We start from the raw sequence: 22,914 nt of genomic DNA, 5'->3' as shown, positions 1-22,914 counted from the left end.
TTACCTATCTTTATTAATTTATATACTATTCAGCCCGGAATGTGGAAGCAGGCAAACCGGCGCCATTTACCAGATTGGCACGGGTAAATGGCTGCCATCCGTAACGAACCGTTTCCGGCTCTTTCACCTTATCACTCCATACTTTTATTTTACCGTTTTCAACAACAGCCTGTGCCGGATAAAATAATCCATCATCACCTGCCACTTCGAATGTACGAACCGGTTTCCCATCCGAAGTGGACAACTTCTCCGCATAATCAAAAGAAATATAAGCCGCACCTCCACTAAATACGACTGATTTATAAAGCGGTCCCGAAGGAATGACATTTTTATATCCGTATGTTTTATTCAAAGCCCATGCAGCCAACCGTTCACCGACTTCTCTTTTCTGTTTGGGGTGTACGTCCAATGAGTCTCCCCTATCTGAACTGACAGCCATACCGGTATGAGGAATCTCCGCCATCAAACGACGCTGGCTATCACGGAACCAAGTCCATGACGGACGGTCTATACTGGACAATTGGACAAAACAGAATGGAAGTTCCGCATCCCCCCAATTCTTGCGCCAACTTTCCACCAACAATCTGAACAACTTTTCATGAGTCTCCCGATTATGGGCATTAGACTCACCCTGATACCAAATAAAGCCTTTGACCGGAAACTGTTCCAAAGGACGGATACCCGATTCATACAAATAACAAGGCTCATAAGGATGGCGTTGCAATTTATTGAAAGACTTCTTTACATTCAAGGCAGCACGCCCACGCACCCAGTCTTGGATAAAATCATTCTGCATCCAATTACGTAAAATAGCCGGAAAACGATATTCCAATGTACTACGGTCTATCCATGCTTCAGTAGGAGATCCGCCAATGGCATTGCAAATCAGTCCTACAGGGACTTGCAAACTATCCTGCAATTTCTTTCCGAAATAGTAAGCCACCGCCGAAAAATTACCGGCTGTTTCAGGCGAACAAACTGTCCACCGTGTATCCTTATAATATTGCAGATGATTCAATGAATCGAGTACCGAAGCATCCCACTCCACCGCATCCGTACGCCAACGGGCTTTCATATCATAAAAACGGATATTGCTATTTGCAGCTTGAGGAACATCTTGTGCGGCAGTCGCACTCCAATTCAGATAAAACTCCATATTCGATTGTCCGGAACAGAGCCACACTTCTCCCGCCAACACATTTTCATAGACCAGTTTCCGTTTTTCTGTAGAAACAGTCAGTGTATATGGACCGCCCGCCTTCAATGGCCGGACATCCACCGCCCACTTTCCATCTGCTCCCGTCACAGCCTGAAGTTGCTGCCTGTCTATGGAAACAGTTACTTTCTCACCGGCATCCGCTTTTCCCTGAATAGTCAGCAGACGTCCATGCTGCAATACCATATTGTCCGTATAAATTTCCGGCATTTGCAAACCGCCAAAATCACCGGTTATGCCTTCATACACCGTTTTTGCCAAGACAGCCGCACCTTCCTTATCGGGATGGACAGCATCGGGCAACATAAAAGGATATGGATATAAAGGTGCATGAAAATCTATCAACTGTACTTGTGCGTATTTCGCTATCGTTTCTATAGCCAGCTGAATCTCATCATGCCAGTCGCGTGTGCCGGACTCAAACCGCGGATGGCGGTCGGCAATCGGAGTCAGACGGGCAATCAAAATACGACATTCAGGATTCGCCACTCTGAACGAATCAATCAGTGCACGATAATCCGCTATAAAAAAATCACGGTAATTGGGCCAATCACGCGGATCTGTATCATTCACTCCTAAATGAATAACCACTACATCACCAGCAAAAGCCAATGCATCCTTAAACTCTTTCTGTTGCATAAAAGGCCGGTGTCCCTTGTTCAGCAACGTAGCTCCCGGCTTTCCAAAACGCTCCACCGTATACCCTTCACCCAGCATTTGCTGTAACCGGGCAGGATAGGACTCCTTATCAGGATCGGATACACCTATGCCATAGGTAATGCTATTACCTACACAAGCAACCTTCACCCGCTTCCGTGCAAATGAAACGGTACAAAGAAACAAACATAAAATCAGTATTAATGTCTTCTTCATTTTTGGTCAACATAAGGTTTTACAATATCACGCCACAGCAAGTATCCCTTTCCTAATAAATGTAATCCGTCATTAGTATATACTGGATTCATCTTGCCTGTCTCTTTCTCCACAAAATGACTATACAAATCAATATAGGCAGCTCCTTCCTTTACCGCCAATGGTTCCAACAAATCATTAATTTGTTTTACCATCTGCCAGCGTGATGTATGCCCGTTAAACATACCGTAACAATCATTCACCGGCAATACACTTTGCAAATATAATTTTGTTTTTGGAGATTCTTGCTTTATTTTCCGAACAATCATACTTATTTCTGAAATAATTTTATCCGCAGACGTTCCCCGAGAAACATCATTGATACCGATCAATAAAAAAATCTTTGCCGGTTTTCCCTTTACAATCGGATCCAAACGGTCATATACCCCCATACAGATATCTCCACTGATACCCCTGTTCTTCACATTCTTATTTTGGAACAACTCAGCCCACTCGCAACCGTTGGTAATACTGTTCCCTAAAAAAATAATATCTTTTGAAGTAACCGGAAGTTCTTCAAACAAAGTCGCTCTCTGCTCATAAAAAGTAGAATACTTGCGTTCCTGAGCAAACTGGGGTAACGCTAATAATAATCCCAATAACAATAAGACAATACGTTTCATTTTATTTTTGTTTATCTGGTGAATAAATCAATCCTTCTACCGCCCTTTCTCCGTCAGGAGTCACAAAGACAGTGGTAAACATCCATTTCACAAGACGCGTCTCAGCCATCTTAAACTTACCGATAGGTAACTTTAAGAAAACTTTGTTCCAACCTTTATTTAAATGCACCGCCAATGGAGATCTTCCTACGCAATTCTCATTTCCCAAAGGTACTTCATAACTTTTCACCTTATGCGTAGCAGTCCATACAGGAGGTAATATTTCGCAACCATTAATCCAGATGCGGCTTCCCTTATAATCCCATTTGCCAGGCAATGGCGCCAGATCCATTTCCGAACGACTGTAATTCTGGAATTCCACCCACAGTCCCACCTCCTGATCCTTGGGCGAATACACCCAAGTATATGCATAAGCCGTGTGGTTTTCCTTAGGATCAGCATAAAAAGCAGGAACCATATCCCCCCAGACATGACGCAAATAAATACCTGCCCCCATTGCCTGACGTACACCATACGTATTCCCGTTATAATGATAGATATCCTTTAATTCCTGTTCAGGCGGGAACACCTTATCCATATCGCCCCCATTAGGAAAAGCATCCGTAATATTCCATTTTACATTAGTCTGTTTTACATAGGCGAAAGGATATCCTTTAAACGTATGCTCCTTATGCCACAACATACGCTTTTCAAAATCAGCGAATTCTTTAAATGCTTCCGTGTCTTCGGGGGGAAGTATCGTACCCAGTCCGTCAAAATATTCCGTACCTCCCCCTCTCCAGGCACGCTCGGCAATAGCAAGCATATTGGGGTACAAGCCATTTTCAATAACCAGATTCCACTCATTGTCAATCAAACGATCGTGCCACAAAGCCAATATAGTTCCCGCAATGTCCTCACTGCCTTCTGCCTGATCATAAATACGGCTGTTATACAAAGCTACAATATCACCGAAAACATCAAAATGATTCAGATAATGAAATTTGGAATCGATAGCAGGAATACCCGGTTGCGCCTTTCCACGGTAACTCCACAAATGTGTCATGTCTATTTCCCCCGGTTTATAGTGCCAGCCCGGATTCCAGGATATTACTTTTTTCCCTTTTGAGCGTACATACGCCACCATTTCGGGTACAAAATGCGGATTGGTAAACTCCACCTCATCTGTACCTATATGTAAATAAGGCACATCAAATGTCTCACACACCTCATCCAGTAACAGTTTCAATATTTTCATCCCTTCCGGACTTTGCATATCATGGCGGAAAGCACGCACAAAGGCAGCACTATGCCCTGGCATATCTATCTCAGGAATCAACAACACCTGATGTTTCTTACAAAAATCCACCAAATCGCGTGCCTCTTCCAGCGTATAATATTTACCCGGCATACGGATAGTATTCACACTATCATTCAGCATAGGAAAAATTTTACTTTCCAATCTCCATGCCTGGTTTTCCGTAAGATGCCAATGAAATACATTAATCTTAAACCGGGATAAAATCTCTATCTCTCTTTTCAATTCTTCCATTGAAATATAACTGCGTCCCACATCCTGCATAAATCCGCGTATCCTGAATGCCGGCCAGTCTACAATCTCACATCCGGCAACAGAGCTTCTTTTCCCTTTTTTCTGCTCCAATTGCCGAAGTGTCTGCATAGCCCAATACACACCCTGTTCTGTTACAGCCTCTATCTTTATTCGCTTGTTTGAAACAGAAAGACGATAGGCTTCATCCCGGTTTAACCTAGCTTCATCAATAGACGGAACCAGTTCCACTTCAATCACCGATGATGAGTGTTCAACAATCTCACCACCCGCATTCATGATAAAAACTTCCCACTCCGGCCTCAATACCGGAGTAGAAAGTTTCACCTTTCCCATAGTAAAGTTCTTCCCCGTATCCTTACACAACTGAGGTTTAGGAAGTAATGAGATACTGGTTTGTGCTATGGTTATAGCACAAACCAGTATCATACCAATAAAACTAGAAAACCAGCGTTTCATTATTTATTTGGTCTTTACAATATCTTTCAATTTTATCGCTTGGAAAGTCATGTGGGCCACACTGCTTTCATATAAAATCCCTACTGTTTCCTTGTCAATCATAGTTAAGCAGCTATATCCCCAACCCCAACCGGCATCCAACAACAATTGATTCTCGGGCAACCAAGTCACCCCGCCATCCAGACTTGCTTTGATGGTAATGCTATGACGGTTCTTGGTATCATTCGGATTAGAGAACAAAAGAATGTCTTTACCTAATACATTCTCTTTAGCTTTAACACTAATCAAACTGGCCATACAAACCGGTTCCTGTAAGGCTGTACGTGAAGATTCATGTTCTTTCCACGTTTTACCTAAATCTGTAGTTGTAGAAACGGCACGACTGCCGCCACGATTATCACGCATATTCAGCATCAGCACTCCCGGTTCCACTTCCACTACCTGAGATTCAGTAGTATTAGTGCGTGCCAATGTGCTGATATTCCATGTCTTTCCATGATCCTTACTGTATATAACACCGGCATTAGGAATACGATCACTGCCAATATACTGACTGGCAAAGACCAATGTTCCATCTTCCATAGAGATACCTCTACCGGGACCTTGCAGCAAGAAATACCATGACGGATCTTTCACCTGTTCTGTTATATTCATAGGCTCCGACCAGGTTTTACCATCATCATCACTTTTCACCATCATTAATTGCGCTGTATGATTACGGTCCATACCTGTTTGTGAATTCCACCACGCACGACCATTCCCCATACCATGTGTCCAGGCAGCAACAATCCAGATAGTTCCTGTCTTTTTATCAACTAAAATGGCAGGATCACCTACTCCATTCTGTGCTTTAGGCAGACCATCATATTCACCAAATGCCATCGGAATGCGCATTTTCTCCCAAGTCTGCCCTCCGTCCGTACTTCTGCTCAGACCTATTTCCACATACTCCTGTAAATCCGCACTATTATTATAGCGTACATCATATACCCCCAACAAGGTTCCTTTATTTGAAGTGACCAACCCGGGAATACGATAGGCAGCAGCCCCGTCATCACCGGCATGGCGCACGCCTACCCCCATATAATGGGTATCCGCCTTACGAACTATCTTCAAAGGAGCAATCTGTCCGTCAATCTTAGCTTCCACCACTTTTGCCGACACTTTAGACAAGATAGAAGCAATAGGCTTCATTTGCAGGCTAATCCAAAAATAATTCACTCCCGGAAACAATTTTTGGTCAGCTTTCAATATAACCTCGCGCTTCGGGGCCTTTACTTCCGACTTCAAAACGGAATAAGAAGTATTGGCAGCCAATGTTTTTCCCGGAGTATTATTAGATATATAATCTACCGGAGCAAAATAAGTCTTTCCTCTCCTCTCCACGCTTTCAGTTCCACCATAATAAAGTTTCACAGATTCAATTTCATTTAAATTCACGTCTTTGCCGAAGTCCAACTTCACTTCATTCAGCATCTGACTTTGAGCAGCCTCTATACGTAAATGAAACAACTCATTATCCTGCCTTTCAATCAACACAGGAATCCGGGTTTCGCGGACAGCAACCGTATCTGCCGCCGCACTTAACTTGAAGGGTGCTAATATAAAAACAACAATTAGCAGTAATAAGCTAGGGTTTCTCATAATATTTATAATTTTACGGGTGTAAAAATAAAAGTTTTTATTGAAATTAGAAAATAAAAAGACGGTTTCTTTATTAATTTCATAAAGAATACCGTCTTTTTATGCAATTAAGGATACTTATCAGACAAAAATTTAATAACCAACCGTCTGTTTCAACAATGGATTATTAGTAAGAGCTCCTTGGTTGATAGGCCAAAGCAGACGGGCAGACTCCGCCGGAGTATAGTCAAGTACGTACGAATCGCCAAAACGCCGCAAGTCATACCATCGTTTTCCTTCCAGCATAAATTCAAACAAACGTTCCTGCAGAACAGCATCCGCCGGATACTTATCAATTTCCTGATTGGGGAATCCCACTGTTGAAGCATCATACGCATCACCAAACGCACGCTGACGCACCCGGTTTATCTCTGTAGCCGGATCCTCACCCAAAAGCACTTTCGCCTCAGCCAGCATCAATAGCAAATCCGAATATCTATAAATAGGATAATCATCACATCTCACCCGTGTACTTCCATTCATAACTCCCCAATACTTATGCGGATACAGCCCCACCAATTCCAACTCGCCATTTTCCACCTTATTATATACATCTTTCAATGTAACGTCACGACGAGTGTCTCCCGGCAGAAATTTCTTGAAGTTTTCCAATTTCACCATCAGGCGCATGATACCGAAATTATTCTCGACAGACGTATTTATCAAAGTACCATCCGCATTATAGAATTTCCCTAAATAATCCGCCTGCGGAAACAAATCATTATTTCCATTCCACAGGTTGTATTCAAACAACTCATTATGAATGGTAAAGATAATCTCTTTATTACCTTTATTATCATAAGCAAACACTCCCTGGTAAGTATCCATCAAGTCCAGATTGCTACGGCTGATATTATTCTGTATGTCAACCAACGCATTCTTTGCTGTCCGGGCATCTCCTTCTCCCCCGTCACGATGGGCACTCCACAAATATACATCCGCTTTCAGCATCAATGTGGCAGCCTTTGACCACAGCGATTTTTTTTCCTTTATGGTATAATCAGGCCCAAAATAACTTAATGAAGATTCTATATCTTTTTTTACCTGCTCAAAAATTTCGGCAGCCGGAGTCGCCGCTTTTGCCAATTTACCCACTTCAAAACCCAAGCTGGGCTCTTCCGTAAACACGGCATCTCCCCATGAACGGTATAACTGATACATATAGTAGGCACGCAATCCATACACCTGTCCTAAATAATAGTTCTTAGCACTTTCAGTCAGAACATCCGCATGGAGGGTCCTGCTGATAAACAAATTCATCTGATTGATATTCTGATACAAATCACCAAATCCGCTGATTCCGGGATTCTCCGCATTCAATGTATTATAAGGAAAACGTTCCATCCCCTGGGTGGCTTCTCCACCAAAAGGAGTTCCCCCAAAGACATCACTTCTTGCCTCACCCAACAAAAACATATTCCACGAATGGCTTCTGAAGCGACTATGCAGTCCAAAAACAAATGAATCAAACTGTTCCGGAGTTTTCCAGTAATTCAAGTCAGTGATATCGCTCACCGGGTCCATATCCAACGAAGTACATCCACCGGCCAACATAGCCGATGCGGCAAAAGCCAATATTACCTTTTTTATGTTCATACTTTCTCTTTTTTACATATTAAAATGACAATTGTAAACCAAACAAAACGGTTCTTGGTGTAGGATAACGTCCATTGTCTATACCACCACGACCATTTGCCTGAATATCCATAACCGGTTCCGGAGAGGTTCCGTCATATCCGGTAATATAGAATAAATTCTGTCCCGTAACATACACGGACGCATCGGTCAAGAACACCTTATTTATAAGATTCTTCGGGAATTTATAACTCAAGGTTACCTCACGCAGACACAAATAATCCCCCTTTTCATAGAAAGTAGAGTTATTATTGTTCAGATTCGTTGTACCATTATTGGAACGGGTAATGTTCTTTTTCGCATTCTGGTCAGCCCAATAAAATTTAGGAATACTAGTTTCCGTATTGTTTTCAGACCACGAATTTCCGACATCCGTAATCAAATTGAACGACCCGTTATACTGCCCCAAGATTCTTGCTTTCAAATCATTGTAAATGGTATGACCTACCGCATAGTCAAAACGACCATACAAAGACCAGTTTTTATAGTTCAGCGTGGTAGAAAAACCACCGATCCATTTCGGATAGATATTACCCACCACCTGACGGTCGTATGAGTTTATTATGTTATCACCATTTTTGTCATCCCACAATACATCTCCAGGCTCAATAGGCTTCCATCCCGGCTTTCCTGCATATTCGGCAGCTTTATTCGGCCCATACAGGTTGGCAACTTCATCCACAAAATCACCGGCATGGTTTCTCACATCATCCCAGTCACGCAAGATACGCACTTGTTTATAAGCAATGATATCACCCAAGCTTTTTCCTTCCTGAATACCGCCTACCCAAACCAATGAGTTGGATTTTGGATCCCATATCTGCTCACCCCCCTGACGGTTGTTCGCATTCCCATTAAAAGGCAGCTTCTTCACCATATTCTTCACAAACGAAGTATTAGCGGTGACATCCCATGACCAGTCCTTCTTTGTCAGCAGATTCACCTTGGCTTCCAATTCAAAGCCACGGTTACTGATAGTACCCAGATTCGTCTTGAACGAAGGGAATCCCGTATATTCCGGCAAATTCACATCAGTCAGCAAATCGGAAGTCGTACGGTTATAATAGTCCATAATCATGTGAACCCGATTATTGAAAAAGCCCAGATCAAGACCCAGTTCAAACGTATGACTCTTTTCCCAACGCAATTTACTATTAACCACTCCGGTATTCAAATAACCCAGATTACCATTATAAGCACCCACCGAACCGTATTTACCATATACATCAAAGTTACCAATACCATTTACATTCCCGTTCAACCCATAGCTGATACGCGGTTTAATCAAGGATACTACTTCCGCAAACTTTGAATCTTTAAAGAAAGCTTCCTCATGCACATTCCAACCGGCGGATATACCCGGAAAGAATCCCCAACGATTGTCAGATAGTTTAGAGATACCGTCATAACGGGCTACTACCGACACCATATAACGATAATTATAATCATAATTAACACGGGCAAAACCGGAAAGAATACGATAACCGGTCTTGATGGAAGTAGTATAAGTACGATTAGTACCCGCATTCAAAGTAGGTATATCATCTGTAGGAGCACCGGAGACACGCGCCTCCAAGTTCTGATACTGATAATCAAAATACTCGCCACCTAGCATAGCATTGATATTATGTCCGCTAAAACCTTTTTTATATTCCAAAGTCAATGCATGTTGTTGTTGAAATACTTTTGTATTTGTTTGCGAAGCATTACGATTGGTGTTAGGAGCCTGACCTATCTGCTGATACTTCTTTTCGAACAATTCAAACTGATAATCGGTATAATACATAGAGCTGTTTCCGTTCAGAAACAATTGCTGCGGAATAATTTCTAAAGCAAAACCAATATTAAACGAAGTCTTACGGTTCGTCGTAGAACGAGTCAGCTTATCTTTCCAATAATAAGGATTACCATCCTGATTACTCCATCCGGCAGCAGGACTTCCATCCTCATTCCACGGGTTCCAAGTGGGAAACATACTCATAGTACGATAGAACAACTCATACTCTCCCGTTTCTCCATTCCAAGGGCTTTTCAGATCGTAAGTCCATAAATCGGGCATCTTAGACCATGAAAAACTACCACCGGCATTCACTGTCAAAACGGGCAACAACTTGTATGAACCGTTGATAGTCCCGTTCACACGCTGATAATTGGTGGAAATAATCTGACCATCTTCTGAATAGTATCCCAAAGATGAAGAAAATGTTCCTTTGTCATTACCTCCCGACAGATTCAAATAATGATCTTGGGTAAACGCGGCATTACGGAAAGTCAGGTCATGCAGTTCACCGGCATGATTTCTAAAAATCAAAGTTTTATCAGGATCTGTAGGGTCCGCCATAAATTGCCATCCTTCATTCAATAAATGCTTGTTGGCCTCTGTCATGAAAGCCAGATCCACTCCGGAGTTAACTCCAAAACCTTTCTGGTTCTCCATACTTGTACCGCCATTGGTACGCTGCCATCCCAAACGTTGATAATACAAATAGTCACCGGCATCCAGATATTTATATCCTTCACGCGCAAAGTTCACACCGCCTTTGAACTTGTAAGTAATCTGTGTTCTGCCTTCCACCCCTTTCTTGGTTGTCACCAGAATCACACCATTATTGGCACGGGCACCATAAATAGCTGTGGAAGCCGCATCTTTCAACACCTGTATGGATTCAATATCCGAAGGATTGATATCATCCATAGAACGCACAAGGCCATCCACCACGACCAACGGACCTTCCAGATTCTTGTTTATGGAAGCACCACCACGCAATACGATATTGGGCGAACTACCCGGTTTACCCGAAGTATTTGTCACACGCAGCCCACTGACAGTCCCCTGCAAGGATTGAGCCGCATTACTCATAGCCGCATTCTGCAACACTTTATCGTCCAACTTCGAAATAGAGTTCGTCATCAACGAACGTTTCTGACTCATTCCATAACCAGTCACCACGACCTCATCCAGCATTTCTGCATCTTCTTTTAAAACAACCTTGTAGATGTTTGGCACTCCCACAACAATTTGTTGTGTTTTGTAGCCTATATAACTTACATCCAGTTTCGCCCCCACAGGTACTTGGATAGTGAAGTTACCGTCTACATCAGTTATTGTACCATTTGTTGTCCCCACCTCCAGGACACTCGCTCCGATAACAGGTTCACCAGTGGCATCTACCACTACCCCCGTTATCGTTTTTGTTTGCGCCATCATGTTTATTGCAAAACAGAGGCATACGATAAAAAAGAGAGCTTTCTTCATGAATCTCAGATTTGGTTGATAAATTAATGTTTAAATAAAAAAGTTTAATTAAGCGTTAGTTTTAAAACACCTCAAAAAGAAAATAATTTTAAAATCAACAGCGAATATATGCACGCATATTTAGTATATACAAGGAATAAAAGGAACTATATCCTTTATTAGTGTTTGTTTTTTAGAATAAACTAAATATTAAGGCATATTTTAAAAAGTTACATAAGGGAATAACTCAAAAAAGAAAAAAAAGTTCATACGGAGAAGATATAACAAGAAAAACCTCCTTGCAATTCTTTGCAAAGAGGTTACTGAATTGTACACCCGATGAGAATCGAACTCATATCGTCGGAACCGGAATCCGGTATTCTATCCATTGAACTACGGGTGCGTCTGAAACTTGGACGTGCAAAAGTACAAAATATATTGTCTTTCTCCTAATAATTTGAGATATTTATCTATCAAAATAATATTTTGCACATTAATTTAAGAACAAAACAATCAATTTGATTATATTTTTACCCAAATATATAACAATATCACAAATAATTTCTATATTTGCAAGCAATTAAAACAATTAGATCTATTTTACAATGAGTTACCTAATTAAACCAGCTAACTATAAAGCCTTGCTTGATTTAAAACAAACAGAGTTAGGCATTAAGCAAATAAAAGAGTTCTTTCAACAGAACTTGTCGTCAGAATTACGTCTGCGCCGTGTCACCGCCCCGCTATTTGTATTGAAGGGAATGGGTATCAATGATGACTTGAGCGGAACCGAACGGCCGGTATCTTTCCCTATTAAAGACTTGGGAGACGCACAGGCCGAAGTTGTCCATTCATTGGCAAAATGGAAAAGGCTGACTTTGGCCGATTACAATATAGAACCGGGTTATGGCATCTATACCGACATGAACGCCATCCGGGCTGATGAGGAATTAGGTAATCTCCACTCACTATATGTAGACCAGTGGGACTGGGAGCGTGTAATTACCAAAGAACAACGCACAGTTGATTTCCTGAAACAAATAGTAACCCGTATTTATGCAGCCATGCGCCGCACAGAATATATGGTATGCGAAATGTATCCGCAGATCAAACCCTTCCTGCCACATGACATTCATTTCATCCACTCAGAAGAGCTTTGCCAAATGTATCCCGACAAAACTCCGAAAGAACGCGAACATGCTATTGCGCAAAAATATGGTGCTGTATTTATTATAGGTATAGGATGTAAACTGAGTGACGGTAAAGAACATGATCTGCGTGCACCTGACTATGATGACTACACCACAATTAATCCGGAAACCGGACTCCCCGGCCTGAATGGTGACTTGTTGGTTTGGGATAAAATATTAGACCGTTCTGTTGAGCTTTCCTCTATGGGTATCCGTGTAGACAAAGAAGCGTTACTCCGCCAACTGACACTCAGCGGACAGGAAAAGCGTAAAGAATTGTACTTCCACAAACGCTTGTTGGATGAAACTCTGCCTTTATGTATCGGCGGTGGTATAGGACAATCACGACTCTGTATGCTTTATTTACAGAAAGCCCATATAGGTGAAATCCAAGCCAGTATATGGCCCGAAGATATGAGAAAAGAATGCGCTCAATTGGGTATGCAACTTATTTGATTATAATCTATCAGCAATCGAAGAAGAGGGTGATACAAAAGTCATCCTCTTTTTATTTGTCATTTTTACAAATAACCCCTATCTTTAACGCACATTTTTAATAAAAAGAAAGCCTATGAACGTACAAATAGAAGAAAGCTGGAAACAACATCTGGCACCCGAATTTGAAAAAGATTACTTTATCAAACTCACAGAGTTTGTAAGAAGCGAATACCAGACTACCACTATTTACCCACCGGGTAGATTTATATTCAACGCCTTCAATCTGTGCCCGTTTGATAAAGTGAAAGTCGTCATTATCGGCCAAGACCCCTACCATGGTCCCGGCCAGGCGCACGGACTCTGCTTTTCCGTTAATGACGGAGTACCTTTTCCCCCTTCCCTACAAAATATTTTCAAAGAAATACAAAGCGATTTGGGTGCTCCCATCCCCACTTCAGGCAATCTGACCCGCTGGGCGAATCAAGGAGTATTATTACTCAATGCCACACTGACAGTCCGTGCCCATCAAGCAGGCTCTCATCAACGACGGGGCTGGGAGGAATTTACAGATGCCGCCATCCGTATACTGGCAGAACAACGTGAAAATATTGTATTCATCTTATGGGGATCTTATGCACAGAAAAAAGGAGCCTTCATAGACCGCAACAAACACCTGGTACTGGCTTCCGCACATCCGTCACCCCTGTCAGCCTATAATGGTTTCTTTGGCAACAAGCACTTCAGCCGCACCAACGAATACTTGCAAGCACACGGGCAAACACCGATTGAGTGGTAGACATAAATTAAAGACCAGAATAAAAAAATGAGAAATGGTTGCCGATAACAACATGCAACCATTTCTTATTTTTTATTCTCAGTTTCTCCTAGTACCAATTCACTGCACTACCCGTATTGCTTCGCTGGTCCCATTTCAAAGCATCGGTCAGCATACTGGAGTTAGCACGAATACTGAAGTTATAGGAAGTAAAGGGACCAAATACCAAGCCACAACTCATATTGAAACAATGCAGGTCACGGCTGATATTGACCGTTGTCATTGACATCTCTTTCGTATTAAAGTCATATCCTGAAGAATAATTCACATTCCAGCGGCTACCCAATTTCACATTACCGGAAACATTCAATGAATGGGTTATTGAATAAGGATAACGCATCGTCTTAATATTAATCTGCTTACTTCTGTCCTCACGAATACTATAACTATAACTCAAACTCAATGACCATGGCATCTTGAAAGCCATATAGCCATCCGGATCTATAGCCGCCTTCTCTGTCTTTCTCAAGCCGGAATTATCTTCTTCCTCCTTGTTTTCATTGTCATCATCACTGTACTCATCCAGATTTTCATTCTTCTTGTCTTTATCCCCTTTACTGTCCTTTTCATCTTTCGGGCCAAACCATTTTTTCCACGAATCATTATTCAATGTATACGAGAAAGAACCGCTATACCCCTGAAAACGACCGAAACGTCCGTATGACCATTCTGTACGATTACCTTCCACTACCTTACCATCTTTATCAAACTCATAAGCATAAGTAGCAAACTGGGCGTTCATATTAAAAGTATAGCTCTTGGTCAGTTTCAAACGCAGATTCATACTCAAGTTTCCCCACGGCTTCTCTTTAGCTGCTGCATTATAAGAAATGCTGGCCCCCAACTGGTCAATCAAGCTGATTTTCTTCACTCCGGTAGTATCCGCATCGGATTTCACTTTCATTTCCACATTATTGTCTATAGAGAAAGTAAAATTCTCGGATTTACCACTGGGTGAGAAGGAGTAAGGCAAACCTTCATATGGATTATAAGTCTGAGTACGTACCTCTCCATCCGTATCAGTATAAGTATACGTTCCCACATATCCATACCTAGACGTACTGAAATCCGGCGCATAACTCATGCTAACCGAAGGAGTAAAGACGTGACGGATCATTTCAATCTTGTCACCAAACAATTTCTTCCACGGTTTGTAGAAACCATACATCTTGGTATTCACCTGCAAACTCAAATCATAGTTATACACACGGTTGAAACCGTTGATTGTATCTCTCCGCACATTATTAGGTGCCGACGGATCATAACTCTGCTCTACCTTGCGCATATACCAACGCTCGGTATAGTTAAAAGAAGGCACGATATTGATATATTTGAATAAGGTAAATGTAGCACTGATAGGAATTTTGTGCTGCATACCATTGGTCCATTTATTCAATCCTTGCTTCAGAATCAGATTATCCTTGGTATTAATAGAGTTCGTCACCTGACCGGTATACTGAAGTGAGATTTTTTCGTACCAACGTTCATCACCTACCGCCTTCTTACGCTTGAACGGATAAATACGGTTCAATGAAATATTCAAGTCCGGCAACGTCACGCTGATAGAAGAGTCCCGTGTATTCTGAGAAATATTGAATGTACTGGACAAATTCAATCCTATCTCGGGAAAGTTACGCGAATAACTCACACTAGACGTCTTGGTATTATTTGAATATTGCTGCGGATTATACAAACTACTCAGGTTACGCTGGTCATAACTACTGGTTGCAAAGTTCACATTAGCCGAAAAAGAACTGTTGGGACTGGCCTTGGCATCCTGTCTGTGGCTCCATGCAATTCTGAAGTCTTTTGTAACCATATAGTCCGGCATATTCTTCTCACCTGTCTTCGTTACCAAATAACTGGCATTGAAATTACCACTATATCTGTACCTTTTATTATAATTGGACTGCGTGGAAAGTCCCCATGAGCCCTTTGTAAAAATCTCACCCAGCACTTTCAAATCCATACGATCACTGATAGCAAAATAATATCCACCATCACGTAAATAGAAACCACGATTCATTTCATCACCGTATGTAGGCATAATGAATCCTGACGAATAACTGCTATTGAACGGGAAAAAACCAAAAGGAATAGCAAGAGGCAACGGCACATCCTCTACCACCAACTGGGCAGGACCAAATACTACATTCTTCTTGGGACGTACTTTCGCCATAGAAAGCTTCAGATAAAAGTGAGGATGTTCGTGATTATCACACGTAGTGTATCGTCCGTGACGCAGATAAAGCTCATCATTGGAACCTTTCTTTGATTCTTCACTGGTTACATACCCTTCACCTTGCTGAGTTACAATATTATTGATGAAACCTTTCTTCGACTTGAAGTTATAACGCATGATTTTTGACTCGTACGGAGTCTCGCCATCTTTAAAGATAGGAGTACCTTTTTCCACGCCAACCGAATCGGGAACACCACGGGCATACACCGTACTGCTATCCATATTCATTGTAATCACAGCAGAGGTCAATTCAATTTTCTCATAGTTCACCTTACCGTCACCATACAGATGGGCATATCCGCCCTCAGTGAATACGATAGAGTCATTTGCTTCATAAATAACAGGCGCATCCAACGGCTGCTTCTTTTTAGGTGCAACCGTATCAATAGACAACGTATCTACCAAAGTACTATCTACTTTCAGGGAATCATTGCCGGATGCAGAATTCCGCTTTCTGCGTTGAGCACCCGTACTTAAAGAAAGCAACAGGCATGCAAATAGTAGTAGGAATGTTATAAATCTATGTCGTTTTAGTGGCGTCATTCACAAATCATTTACGCTTTTGAGGGGCAAAATTAAGCATTATCCGCCAATAATGAACTATTTAGCGGATATTTAATTTATTTTTAAGGCTTACAAGAAACATTCGCACCAATGGTTAAAACGGATTATCCCATCTTCCCCATAACGTGAAATACTCTTTAACGCCTTCTCCACGCTTTTTTCCTTGTCCAGATGTGTCTTTGAAAAAAACTTGTCGGCAAAGCAGATAACCTGTTCCTCCAGTGATACCGGAACCATATCCCGATGAGGAACGGGCAATTGCTGGTCAATAATACTTTGCAAAGATATACCTGCCCCCGTATGTCTCTCACAGACCAACGCATGGCGCGGGAATCCTTCTTTCCGCATCAGATCAGCCCCCAAATATCCATGACAAATATAAGAATAAGATCCGAAACAACAAATACCATCAGCATCTGTCATAAAAATACCGATATCGTGCAGCATTGCCGCTTCTTCCAAAAATTGCTTGTCCAGATTCAATTCCGGATGCTTGCCGGCAATCCATAACGCTTTATCGGCCACCGAACGGCTATGCGTCAGCAGGATATGTTTCAGTTCATTATCTTCAGGATAATATTTATTAATGATAGCGAGTGCGTCCATTCTCAATTAAATTCTTATTTTTGTGCAATATTACAAAATAATCACCACATATCATGAAAACAAAATACATTTTCCTATGCTGCCTCTTGTTTACTTTCAACGCCGTGACCGCGCAAAAAGTTATTACCGGAGCCGAACAGATGGACCACCTCTTACCTATATTAAAAGGGAAGCGTGTAGCATTGGTTGTAAACCAAACCTCCAGGGTAGGAGAAACTCATCTGTTGGACACCCTGCTGGCAGCGCATATACAAATAAAAAAGGTATTCGCTCCCGAACACGGCTTCCGGGGTGACGCCGATGCCGGAGAAACCATCAAGAACGGAAAAGATACCCGTACAGGAGTACCCATCCTGTCCCTTTACGGTAAAAATAAAAAGCCGGCTGCGGCACAGCTACAGGATATAGACCTGATTGTGTTTGACATTCAGGATGTAGGCGCCCGTTTCTATACCTATATCAGCACCATGCAGTATATAATGGAAGCTTGTGCCGAGAACCGGAAACAACTGGTCATCACAGACCGTCCCAATCCTTGCGATTATGTGGACGGTCCTGTGCGACAGAAAAATCAGAAAAGTTTCGTGGGCATGCATCCCATACCTATTTTACACGGTTGCACTGTAGGCGAGTTGGCTCAAATGATCAATGGTGAAGGCTGGTTATCCAATGGCAAAAAATGCGCGTTGACCGTTATCCCCGTAGAAGGTTGGAAACACGGACAACCCTATTCGCTTCCGGTAAAGCCCTCTCCCAACCTGCCCAACGACCAAGCAATTGCCTTATATCCTTCACTCTGCCCGTTTGAAGGTACAGCCATCAGTGTGGGCAGAGGTACTCTTTATCCTTTTCAAGTAATCGGTTCACCGGATATCCGCATCTCCTCCTTTTCTTTCAGACCGGAAGCCTTGGAAGGCTTTGATAAGAATCCGATGTATAAAAACCAATACTGCTATGGCAATAATCTCCGCCATATCACCGCCCCGAAAGGATTCTCTTTAAAATACATCATCACCTATTATCAAGCTTATCAAGACCTTGGAAAAGCGGACAAGTTCTTTACCCGCCCACAATGGTTCGACCTGTTGATAGGGAACCGTACCGTAAGGGAACAAATCACGAAAGGAGCCAGTGAAGAAGAAATCCGTGCAGGATGGCAGAATGAACTGGAAGCCTACAAAAAGATGAGAGAGAAATACCTGCTTTATGAATAATATTTCCTTCCAAGCTGACGGCTTTCGTCAAAAAAGGAGCCAACAACCCAATCTATTCAGGACACGCAACACCATTCCTCTGCATCCACCAAGTCCCAACCACAAACGGCTTTCCAACCGCCAACAGGCGGAATCTGTTTCAATCTTCTTTCCGGAAGGTCTGCATACCCTTCTCACCACCCCGATGATATCCGTGTCCTCACATTCCTCATAAAAACGACAAACGCCATCTCCCTGCATCAAATAACGACTGCCTCTTTTTTGAATAATCCGATGCAATACATACCGGTCTGTCTGCCGGAACAGAATGACATCAAAAAGTTTCAACTCCTCCTTATCATACGGCCCCACCACCACTTCATCCTTCCCATTTCTCAGTAAAGGCATCATGGAATTGCCTTTCACCCGGAACTTCACACTCCTGCCACTTTTGATTTCCGACTCCACCCACGCAAAGAAACATTCATTCGCTATCCGCTTCATACCCATCTCCATATAAAGTACGACATACTAATTTCACCGCCTCCGCATCGGGCAAACACTCCAGATGATAAACAGGAATGGATGAAACCATCTTTTCCAACAGACTACAAACCCCACTGTATAATTCCTCCTCGTATGCAAATGCAGGAGGAGCAGACGGATGCAAAGCTGCATAAGCCTGCAAAGTGTTCAATCTCCGTATCTTATTATACGGTGCTTGTGACAAACGTACACATCCGGCCAACGGATAACATTCCGCCTTATAACAAGGAGTCTTCCCACTCCACGGGCTGCCATATACCCACACGCCCCCCTCTTCATAACGCACAATGGGACTGTCATCATTCAGCAACTTACTTCCTGCTATATTTTCCCTCCACAAACGAGTATGGGTACTTTTGCCGGTTCCGCTTTCACCTAAAAAAAGAACCGCTTTCCCCTTATAAACAATACAACTGCCATGCAAGGCAACCGTATCTTTCCGTACCGTCATCAGGCCATACCCCATCCATAAGGCAAATCTTAAAAGACGGGGAGAATAATGACCATATAAACAGATACCTTTCCCAGTTTCACCCATCGTCCGGAGATAAAGCGACGGTTCTCCCTGCGGAGCCAGTTCCAACAAAAAACTATCCCCACTCACACCGAAAGTACCGGTTACATCTTCATATCCGAACCCATAGGACTTTCTCTGAAAAGCCGGAAAATCCCAACCGTTTCCCTCCCAAACAGTAAAATCCGGCAACCAAGCACCCTCGTATACATCTTTTACCAAAACCAGATCCGGTTGCCAAATAAAAGGCTTGAAACCGCTGATACCATCCACCACCTCCATCAACCTTTCGTCCGGCAATGCGAAGCAGTGGCCACCTATTTTATAAATTTGATCCATTGTCTTTTCCATTTAATCTGATTACACGATGACAATATGCCAATGAGCTTTCCCGATGGGCTATCGTAAGAATAGTCAGCCCCCTACACTCCTTCATCAGACTGAGAAGCATTTCATTGACAGCCCGTTCAGTCTCATTATCCAATGCAGAAGTAGCCTCATCCAGTAGAAGCACCTCCGCTTTCTTATACAAAGCACGGGCTATGCCTACCCGTTGTTTCTGACCTCCCGAAAGCCTTCCTCCCCCTTCACCCAAAGGAGTATCCATTCCTTGCGGCAATTCATCCACCCAAGCATCCAATCTCACCTGCCTCACTATCTCCGCTACCCATTCCTTATCTATAAACCGGCATCCCAAAGCAATATTTTCCGCCAAGGTCCCATCCAGCACAAACACTTCCTGTTGCACATATCCCACCTTGCGATGCCATTCCTGCCTCGGCACATCGACAAGCGGCCTGCCATCTATCCGAATAGCGCCTTTATCCGGAGTGACAAATCCCAAAAGCAGATAAAACAAGGTAGACTTACCCACGCCACTCTCACCACAGATACCTACATATTCCCCTTTACGAATAGTACAACAAAAATCCTTTAGAACCTCTTTACTTTCAGGATAAGCATAGGTGAGGTGTTCTATCCGTATCTCTTTTTGAAAAGAAAACGCTTCCTGCCCCCATGATGGAGAAACTGCTTCTATCCCCTTATCCCCCAACCCTTCCTCTATAATCCGCAGAGAATAGACCGCATTCTGTACTTGTGTCCAACCACCTAAGATGCCGCGCAAAGCGGGTAACAGCCGGAAAGCCGCCACAGCAAAGACACCTACCAGCGCTTTGATATCCCCTGTTCCGAAAACGGTGAGCAAGGTCAGTCCCGATATAACTGCCATTTCGGAAAGGCAAAAAGGAAGGTGCTGTATCATTTCCAGTTTCAAACGGCTCTCACTGATTTTCCTTATCCTCTCGGCGAATGCCTGCTGAAAAAAAGGAAACGCCGCATTCAGTTCCAATTCGGCATACCCTTTCATCGTTTCCGTGACCAGCCGGGACTGCTCACGACGAGCCTGCTGCTCCTGCTCACCATAACGGCGCATCGGTTTCCTGATCCCCCATCCGTAAATCAACATAAAAGGCAGAAAGGCAATATACAGCATCAGTACCGTCAACGGAGCGTAAACCAACAAAGCTGCCGTCACCCATAAAATAAGCAGCAGTTCTCCTGTCATGCGAAGCAAGGGGGAAAGAAGATTTAAAGAAAAAGCATAACAAATATAATTTACCTCATATCCCAGCCGGATACTCCCCCTGCTGCGTATAAACAATAATCCCCGTTGATAGTAAGAAGTAAAGAGAGAAAAGCTGAGCCGACGGTAAAGAGACATCAGAAAATGGTTTTGAAAACGTGAAAGCCCCGCTACCAAAGCGTTTTTCACCAAAATAAAGACTATTGCCACCAGACAAAATAACAGGGCGGCATCTTTATCCCTCCCGTCATCCAACAGAAAAAACAAGACAGGCAACAGGGCAGCGAGTCCGGCAAAGTCAAGTAATGCGCAAAGAAATACGGCACAAACCACCCTTATCCCCATTTTCCTTTCATCAGGCAACAACAAACGGCAGATTCTTTTCAACATAAACCGCCTATTTTCGTTCCGTTTGGAAGATGGTATGGGGAGAGCGCAGATGCAACAGAATAGAAATTCCAACCCATTTGCACAGTGAAATGCGCAACACGCTGTTACACGCACGATGAGTATGCAGCATACGTTTGGTTTTATAAACCAGAATACTCCATTTATTCTTCGCCGGAACAAACTTAGTATAGGGTGGCCGGATGATTTCCCGCAAGATTTCCTCCGCCAACCCTTCTCCTCCATATACAGGAACGGAAGTTCCTAAATAATCATTACAAAGGTGAGTCATTGCCAGCATCATATTTCTAAAACGAATATCCGTCACTTCCTCAGGAATATGCAGGCCGTATCTATTCAGCAGGCAAGCCCAGTCGCAAAGATGATGAAGCGCCAGGCCGCGTGCGTAATGCTGGGCGGCATGAAAAGCGAGAAATACAGTATTAAAAGTGGAAGATGGAATGAAAATGGGGTATTTTCCGTCCAATTCCGCCGATACGGGTCGTAGCAGTTCTTGAAGGAGCTTATCCATCTTCACCGCTATATGGTATGTTTCCGAATTAATGAAGGTTTTATGATTTTCTATCGGAATACCTTTATAGTAAAACATACTATGCTTTTCGGAGTGTTCAAGGTCTACCTCTATTCCTTTTTCTTCCATTAACCGGTCTGCCAGCCGGTTGGCCTCGGCATCACTTTTCCGGGAATGGTCTGCCGAATAAGTGAAGATGTCTATATCTCCCCCTTCCCTGTGCGAAGGAATGGGATAATAGGTGGAGAGGCCCACTCCTTTCAACTGGACCGTGGTAATGCCATGCGTTTTATAAAAAGCTGAAAGTTCGGCTATGGTATGGCAGTACCGCCGGTAGCGTTTTTCATAGTTCTCTACCGCCATCGCCCAGTTTAATTTCAAAGCCTTCGGGGGTTGCAAACAGGCCGGCAGGGTCTGTATTCCGTCCCATGCCAAGGCCATCACTCCCTGAGTGCAAGCTAGTTTGTAACACGCCTGCCAAAGGGCAGGAGATATATCGGTAAAAAGGATTTCACTAACCGGCTTTGTGCTGTTCAACGCGGATCGGAGCAAGGCAAATAGCATTTGCTCCGGTTTATCGAGTATTATATCCATTGTTATATCAATCAAGTAAGGCTGAACATTTTTTTAGTGCATCTGCCCAAATCACCACATCTCTTTCGGCCTGCTCTTGAGGAATATGATAAGATTCCACCAACACCAAGGCTGCCTCTTGTAAAGTGAAATCCTTTCCCGAAAGTCGTTTCCAAAGTAAGCAAGCGGAAAAATTAAAGGAAATAATACGGGTCAAATCAGTATCGGGAACACCTTGGTTCACAATTATTATTTCTCCGGCTATGGAGCGGAGTTTGAAATGGGGATTAAGTTTCATAATCTTCTAATCTTAAAAAAAGAAAGCCGCCCGACCTTTCGAGACAGGACGACCTTCTTTTATTACAAATCACTTTCTGCCATGACTAATAACATGATA

At 42.8% G+C, this 22,914-nt stretch carries 16 protein-coding genes and 1 tRNA gene; 3 read left to right on the top strand and 14 right to left on the bottom strand.

What is annotated here, in order from left to right:
• Positions 1–25 precede the first annotated feature (25 nt).
• The 7 genes from AB5935_RS01090 to AB5935_RS01060 form a co-directional block, all read right to left on the bottom strand.
• Positions 26–2,089, bottom strand: a complete 2,064-nt coding sequence (locus AB5935_RS01090; RefSeq protein WP_038610616.1) for a GDSL-type esterase/lipase family protein — start codon at positions 2,087–2,089, stop codon at positions 26–28.
• Positions 2,086–2,751, bottom strand: coding sequence for a GDSL-type esterase/lipase family protein (locus AB5935_RS01085; protein WP_007832017.1), 666 nt, complete (start codon positions 2,749–2,751; stop codon positions 2,086–2,088). The genes AB5935_RS01090 and AB5935_RS01085 overlap by 4 nt, the downstream gene beginning before the upstream one ends.
• Before the next feature lies 1 nt (position 2,752).
• The gene (locus AB5935_RS01080) at positions 2,753–4,759 is read right to left on the bottom strand and encodes a family 20 glycosylhydrolase (RefSeq protein ID WP_007846241.1); all 2,007 of its coding nucleotides are present in this window, start codon (positions 4,757–4,759) and stop codon (positions 2,753–2,755) included.
• Between the two features lie 3 nt (positions 4,760–4,762).
• Positions 4,763–6,403, bottom strand: a complete 1,641-nt coding sequence (locus AB5935_RS01075) for a sialidase family protein (protein WP_007832015.1) — start codon at positions 6,401–6,403, stop codon at positions 4,763–4,765.
• 132 nt (positions 6,404–6,535) lie between these two features.
• Complete coding sequence (nanU, locus tag AB5935_RS01070) at positions 6,536–8,038, bottom strand: SusD family outer membrane lipoprotein NanU (RefSeq protein ID WP_007839964.1); 1,503 nt, start codon at positions 8,036–8,038, stop codon at positions 6,536–6,538.
• Between the two features lie 19 nt (positions 8,039–8,057).
• Entirely contained in the window at positions 8,058–11,333 is a 3,276-nt protein-coding gene (locus AB5935_RS01065) for a SusC/RagA family TonB-linked outer membrane protein (RefSeq protein WP_038610619.1), read from the bottom strand.
• Between the two features lie 310 nt (positions 11,334–11,643).
• Positions 11,644–11,715 (bottom strand) — tRNA-Arg (locus AB5935_RS01060).
• Positions 11,716–11,917: 202 nt separating this feature from the next.
• On the opposite strand from AB5935_RS01060, the gene asnA reads away from it, so the two are divergent.
• Both asnA and AB5935_RS01050 read left to right on the top strand, forming a co-directional pair.
• Positions 11,918–12,958, top strand: a complete 1,041-nt coding sequence (gene asnA, locus AB5935_RS01055; protein ID WP_007832012.1) for an aspartate--ammonia ligase — start codon at positions 11,918–11,920, stop codon at positions 12,956–12,958.
• A 115-nt stretch (positions 12,959–13,073) separates the two neighbouring features.
• Positions 13,074–13,736: a uracil-DNA glycosylase gene (locus tag AB5935_RS01050; RefSeq protein WP_007839956.1), complete on the top strand. Its 663-nt coding sequence runs from the start codon at positions 13,074–13,076 to the stop codon at positions 13,734–13,736.
• An 88-nt stretch (positions 13,737–13,824) separates the two neighbouring features.
• On the opposite strand, the gene AB5935_RS01045 is transcribed toward AB5935_RS01050, so the two are convergent.
• A complete protein-coding gene (locus tag AB5935_RS01045; protein ID WP_007846236.1) occupies positions 13,825–16,560 on the bottom strand; it encodes a putative LPS assembly protein LptD in 2,736 nt (911 codons plus the stop codon).
• A 90-nt stretch (positions 16,561–16,650) separates the two neighbouring features.
• The gene (locus AB5935_RS01040) at positions 16,651–17,187 is read right to left on the bottom strand and encodes an HD domain-containing protein (RefSeq protein WP_007832008.1); all 537 of its coding nucleotides are present in this window, start codon (positions 17,185–17,187) and stop codon (positions 16,651–16,653) included.
• 53 nt (positions 17,188–17,240) lie between these two features.
• On the opposite strand from AB5935_RS01040, the gene AB5935_RS01035 reads away from it, so the two are divergent.
• The gene (locus AB5935_RS01035) at positions 17,241–18,401 is read left to right on the top strand and encodes an exo-beta-N-acetylmuramidase NamZ domain-containing protein (protein ID WP_007832006.1); all 1,161 of its coding nucleotides are present in this window, start codon (positions 17,241–17,243) and stop codon (positions 18,399–18,401) included.
• Between the two features lie 27 nt (positions 18,402–18,428).
• Here AB5935_RS01035 and AB5935_RS01030 read toward each other — a convergent pair whose 3' ends face one another.
• The 5 genes from AB5935_RS01030 to AB5935_RS01010 are packed head-to-tail and all read right to left on the bottom strand — an operon-like array spanning position 18,429 to position 22,815.
• Entirely contained in the window at positions 18,429–18,896 is a 468-nt protein-coding gene (locus AB5935_RS01030; protein ID WP_007846233.1) for a S26 family signal peptidase, read from the bottom strand.
• Positions 18,865–19,779: a hypothetical protein gene (locus tag AB5935_RS01025; protein ID WP_007846231.1), complete on the bottom strand. Its 915-nt coding sequence runs from the start codon at positions 19,777–19,779 to the stop codon at positions 18,865–18,867. The genes AB5935_RS01030 and AB5935_RS01025 overlap by 32 nt, the downstream gene beginning before the upstream one ends.
• Complete coding sequence (locus AB5935_RS01020) at positions 19,763–21,415, bottom strand: ABC transporter ATP-binding protein (RefSeq protein ID WP_007831999.1); 1,653 nt, start codon at positions 21,413–21,415, stop codon at positions 19,763–19,765. The genes AB5935_RS01025 and AB5935_RS01020 overlap by 17 nt, the downstream gene beginning before the upstream one ends.
• Positions 21,416–21,422: 7 nt before the next feature.
• Positions 21,423–22,538 (bottom strand): nucleotidyltransferase family protein, encoded by a 1,116-nt coding sequence (locus tag AB5935_RS01015; protein WP_007831998.1) that lies wholly within the window; start codon positions 22,536–22,538, stop codon positions 21,423–21,425.
• A 7-nt stretch (positions 22,539–22,545) separates the two neighbouring features.
• Positions 22,546–22,815 carry a PqqD family protein gene (locus AB5935_RS01010; RefSeq protein WP_007831996.1) on the bottom strand — a complete coding sequence of 90 codons (270 nt, stop codon included), beginning with the start codon at positions 22,813–22,815 and terminating at the stop codon, positions 22,546–22,548.
• Between the last annotated feature and the right edge of the window lie 99 nt (positions 22,816–22,914).

Origin of the sequence: Phocaeicola sp. RTP21198st1_B8_RTP21198_201120, assembly GCF_040929485.1 — a bacterium.
Taxonomy (GTDB): Bacteria; Bacteroidota; Bacteroidia; order Bacteroidales; family Bacteroidaceae; genus Phocaeicola; species Phocaeicola dorei.
This window is presented reverse-complemented; position numbering and strand designations above follow the sequence as displayed.